The sequence below is a fragment of the Neisseria sp. P0022.S010 genome (genome assembly GCF_051956635.1).
In genome coordinates, this window is sequence record NZ_JBQCXF010000215.1 from 1 (window position 1) to 4,888 (window position 4,888).

General features: G+C 40.0%; 3 protein-coding genes. All 3 read right to left on the reverse strand.

Features of this window, described 5'->3' with window-relative positions:
* Window positions 1-118: 118 nt before the first annotated feature.
* Window positions 119-2,770 carry a type VI secretion system ATPase TssH gene (gene tssH, locus ACTHUT_RS13935; RefSeq protein ID WP_250601044.1) on the reverse strand — a complete coding sequence of 884 codons (2,652 nt, stop codon included), beginning with the start codon at window positions 2,768-2,770 and terminating at the stop codon, window positions 119-121.
* Between the two features lie 86 nt (window positions 2,771-2,856).
* The gene (gene tssG / locus ACTHUT_RS13940; RefSeq protein WP_250601042.1) at window positions 2,857-3,897 is read right to left on the reverse strand and encodes a type VI secretion system baseplate subunit TssG; all 1,041 of its coding nucleotides are present in this window, start codon (window positions 3,895-3,897) and stop codon (window positions 2,857-2,859) included.
* A partial coding sequence (locus ACTHUT_RS13945) for a type VI secretion system baseplate subunit TssF (RefSeq protein ID WP_440418916.1) occupies window positions 3,894-4,888 on the reverse strand: 995 nt, incomplete at its 5' end. The genes ACTHUT_RS13945 and tssG, both read right to left, overlap by 4 nt.

The following is a 4,888-nucleotide window of genomic DNA, read 5'->3' on the forward strand; positions in this document are numbered from 1 at the left end:
CATCAATAGTGATTGTATTTAATGATAGAAATTTTAAATTAATCGACAGCCTAGACTTTAGGAGCTAGTTGGTCTATGACTGTCGATCGAATACTAAGATTTCTTATTTTACTTAGAATTATAAAGTATTTTTCTTTCTAAGTTTATATTTATATTGGTAATTGAAGTCATGATTACTTGCGTCAATATTTACGCTCAAAACTTGTTTTCCCTGTGTTGCACAAGTAAGTAGTTCTTGGCTGATTTGTGGTAGAACCGTATTGGTAAGAATCGCATCGATCATGCGGCCACCTGATTCAACTTCTGTACAACGTGAAGTGATTAGTTTTAACACTTCAGGGGTATAGTGTAGGTCGATGCCATGATTATCTTTAATGCGTTTTACGATACGATTTAATTGCAATTCAACAATTTTTGAAAGCATATTATCGGATAGCGGATAGTAAGGAATAATTTGCATCCGGCCTAATAAAGCAGCTGGGAAAGTTTTCAGCAGGGGAGTACGCAGGGCTTTAGTTAGGCCTTCTGGGGTAGGTAACATTTCGGGGTCATCACACATATCCATAATTAAATCTGTACCAACGTTGGTGGTAAGAATGATAATGGTATTTTTAAAGTCGATATAGCGACCCTCACCATCTTCCATCCAGCCTTTGTCGAATACTTGGAAAAAGATTTCATGCACATCTGGATGTGCTTTTTCTACTTCATCGAGCAAGACAACACTGTAAGGTTTGCGACGTACAGCTTCAGTCAATACGCCACCTTCACCATAGCCAACATAACCTGGAGGAGCTCCTTTCAAAGTGGATACAGTATGAGCTTCTTGATATTCACTCATGTTGATGGTAATTACATTTTGTTCACCACCATATAATGTATCGGCTAGAGCTAGAGCAGTTTCTGTTTTACCTACACCGGAAGGACCTGCAAGCATGAAAACACCAATAGGCTTGTTGGGATTGTCTAGATTTGCGCGTGAAGTTTGAATACGGCGGGCAATCGCATCCAAACCGTGGCGTTGGCCGATGATGCGTTTATTTAAGGTGTCAGCAAGTTGTAATACAGCCTCTACTTCGTCTTTCACCATTTTTCCGACAGGGATTCCTGTCCAGTCTGCTACAACGTCAGCAACTGTCCGACTGTCTACTAACGGCATAACTAGAGGTTGGACATCTTGCAGTTTTTTCAATTTAGTAACCAGCTCTTTTTGGCGGGCGCGCAACTGTTTGTTTTCTTCATCGGTTGTTTTTTGTTCAACCTGCATGATTTGTTCACGTACAGCTAATAGCTCTGCAACCAAGTCTGCTTCAGATTTCCATCTGTCTTCTAATTTTTTCAGACGGCTTTCAACCTCAGTTAATTCTTTACCAATATTTGTGATCCGAGCTTCAGAGTCGAAACTGAGTTTCTTCTCACGTTCTAAATTTGCTTGCTCAAGTTTTAATGCTTCTAACTTCTTGCGTAGATATTCAATACTGCCAGGCACAGCATGTTGGCTGACTGCAACACGTGCGCAGGCAGTATCAATCAAGCCGACAGCTTTATCAGGGAGCTGACGTGCTGGAATATAGCGGTGGGAAAGTTTTACAGCAGCCTGGATTGCTTCATCAAGAATGATCACATTATGGTGTTTTTCTAGAGAAGCATTCAATGCTCTAAGCATGTTGATGGCTTTTTCTTCATCGGGTTCATCTACTTGTACAACTTGGAAGCGCCGAGTTAGGGCAGGATCTTTTTCAAAATATTTTTTGTATTCTGCCCATGTGGTTGCACCAATAGTACGAAGTTTGCCACGAGCTAATGCAGGTTTGAGTAAGTTGGCAGCATCACCAGTACCGGCAGCGCCACCAGCACCAATTAAAGTATGGATTTCGTCGATGAATAGCACGATTGGGGTTGGACTGGATTCTACTTCGTCCATAACTGCTCGGAGGCGTGATTCAAATTCTCCGCTAACACTGGCACCAGCTTTGAGTAAGCCGATATCCAATAGAATTAATTGAACGTCTTTCAATCCAGGAGGGACATCCCCGGCAGCTAAACGTAATGCCAAAGCTTCAACCACAGCAGTCTTACCAACACCGGCTTCACCTGTAAGAATTGGGTTGTTTTGACGGCGACGCATTAGGATGTCAATCATTTGTCTGATTTCAGTGTCGCGGCCTGTGATTGGATCTATTTCGCCATTTTTAGCCTTTTCGGTAAGGTTGCTGCCGTATTTAGCTAAGGCACTTTCTTTGTGAGTAGCATTAGGCTCAGAAGATAAGGCATTCTGGGTAACATCAAGATTTTCTTCAGAGTTAGCAGTAATAGCAATAATATTGTTTGCCAATGTTTCCGGTTTGATTTTCAGGAATTCAGATGAAATATTGGCCAAAATACCCTGCAAAGTCTTATTTTGCAGCATGGTATAGAAAATATGAGCTGTACGGATTTTGTCTGTACCAAATTTTAGTGAACTGTATGTCCAAGTTTGTTCGACAAGGGTTTGGATATGTTCGGAGAAGTCAATAACGGCAGTAGCACCAACAGGCAGTTTTTCTACTGCAGCCAATACATCTTTTCGTACTTTGGCTTCATCTAAGTTAAACTGATTTATCAGGTAGAAGATATCTGTTTTTTCAGTTTGAAGTAGAGAGTGTAGCCAGTGTACTAATTCAACATAGCTGTTTTCTCGAAGACGACAGAAGGTATAGGCATTTTCCAAAGTTTTATATAAGGTAGTATTTAATTTACCAAATAATACACTGCGGCTGATGTTTGACATAAGACGTCCTTAATTAAATTATTTCAAATATGTCCAAAATAGTTTTCTAAAGCTTTTATCGACGATGGCCGTCTAAAAAAAGCCGATTAATGATTGCTGACAATCAAGTCTTCTGCATTTCGGGAAACATTCCCCAGCCAAGTTGATAAGCCGAGTCGAGTGTTTCCTCCTAAATCCATCAGTGGAACTTCTTTTTGCATCAGAATAGGTTGGATATCCCATTCATATTCTTCTGCGGCAAATAAACGAACCCATTCTTGTAAACGGGCTGTATTAATACCGTCTTTAAAGAATGATTGGTAGGCTGACAGCGTAAGTGGGCCAATAATAATTCGAAATTTACTTTGCACATCATAGAGTTTGTCACCTAGTAGTAAACCGTCACCAAGTGTGTAGTTGCCCATAATCCCAATTTGCGTTTTCTCTTCTTCAACTTCAACCCAGTACCCTACGTTAGTTTGAATGTTAACGGGAACTTGGAAATAGCGAGTGAGCAGTTGTTGCAGGTTGACTGCAGATCGGCTTTGTTTTATCAATAGACTGGAAAAATAGCGTTTAGCAAATTCGTGGATTAAACCTTTGTGATATGTGGTCGGAATATTAAGGCCATTAAAACTGGCAATGTATTTTCCGAAGCGGTCTTCAGCATTTTTATCTAAAGATGTAATGCTTTGGGCATTTGCCCACGCTCGATAGAATAAGATAGCCAGGCGGTGTTGCAACATATTTGCAAAACCGGTCCATGCCCGGTCACCGTGTTGATGTTGGCGTTCATAAGCATACTCGGTTAAATGTAGAGGTAGTGGGCCAGATGGGCCAAACAGACCAAATCCATTAATGGAAATTTCTACATAATGTGGTGATAAGGTTACCGATTGGAGATTGCGTGGGGCAAAAGTAAGCGAAGGATTTTGGCGGATCCTTATTTTCTCCATTTTTGGGCTAATAGCTTTGCCTAATATTTGCCCACCAGTAATAAATTTAACGGACTCAAGCTGGCGCAAGAGTGAAAAATAATCATACTTATACGGTTGAGAGGAAACTTTATTTAAAAAGACTGTAAGTTTTTCATCCCAAGCATTGTCTAATGAGTCACCAAAATCTGTTTTAGGGTTGACTGGACTCATATAATCATTCTCTCCCCAATTTCAGACGGCCAAGTAGCAATATGACCTTGCTGAAGTGTGTCAATTCGCAATTGTACAAATGAGTTAATAGACACCAAACGTCGGAAATAATGGTTTAAAACTGATCCAAATAGGAAAGGATGAACACCGCCTAATTGAGCTTCATCCAGTGTAACGATAATGTTGATTCCTCTGATAGGGGCTGCAACTCCATAATGACGGACTACTTTGTTAATAATTGAGGTTTCAACTCGTGTAATTGATTCAATCTGTTTTTTCAGCAAATCGCTTTCAGAAAAAACAAATACTGTTAAAAGCTCTTTCAAAGCAACAGGTGCATCTTCTTTATCAGTATTCAAAAGAGATAGGTAATTTAAGCTCAATTGATTTAAAAATGACCAAAGTGTCCTATCTTCACTTACTGCTTCTTGGGGCCTTGTTAATTTAGAAATCAGTTTAATCGATTTGACTGGCAAAAATCCCTCAATAAGAAAGTCAGATTCTCCGTCTCGAGGCATGATTAGAGGCAAATCTCTGCTTGTACACCAAGCATCGACAGAAAGGTGCTGTACGTTTGAATTAAAGGCGTAATTCTGATTATTAGCAAGAGATAAAAATACCTCACTACCTAAATAGGAAGAGCGAAAACCATTTTTAGCTGAGTTTTCGGATGGTACTCTATCAGCACGACGAGCAGAAAAATAAGCATGCTGAGTTTGCGCCTCAGGAAAGAGTCCTATATCCGGTGCTTTGTACATCGGTGAAAATACTACGGTTTGAAGGTTGTTAGTATCAAAGCCTTTTACTTGCTCAATAGCGTAGACTTCATAATTCAGGGGCTGAGTACGGTCGATAACGACATGGTGCTCCTGATCTTGAATATTTACCGGGAAGCGTGAGCTTTTTTTTCTGAATAAGTTAATGACTGGTACGGCATTTACAGAAAAATCATCCACACCGATCAGTTCAGTTAATTCAGGTATTTTATTAC

What these genes read in the sequence shown, in the direction of transcription:
- tssH (WP_250601044.1), bottom strand. Translation starts at nt 2,770, where the DNA reads ATGTCAAACATCAGCCGCAGTGTATTATTTGGTAAATTAAATACTACC.
- tssG (WP_250601042.1), bottom strand. Translation starts at nt 3,897, where the DNA reads ATGAGTCCAGTCAACCCTAAAACAGATTTTGGTGACTCATTAGACAAT.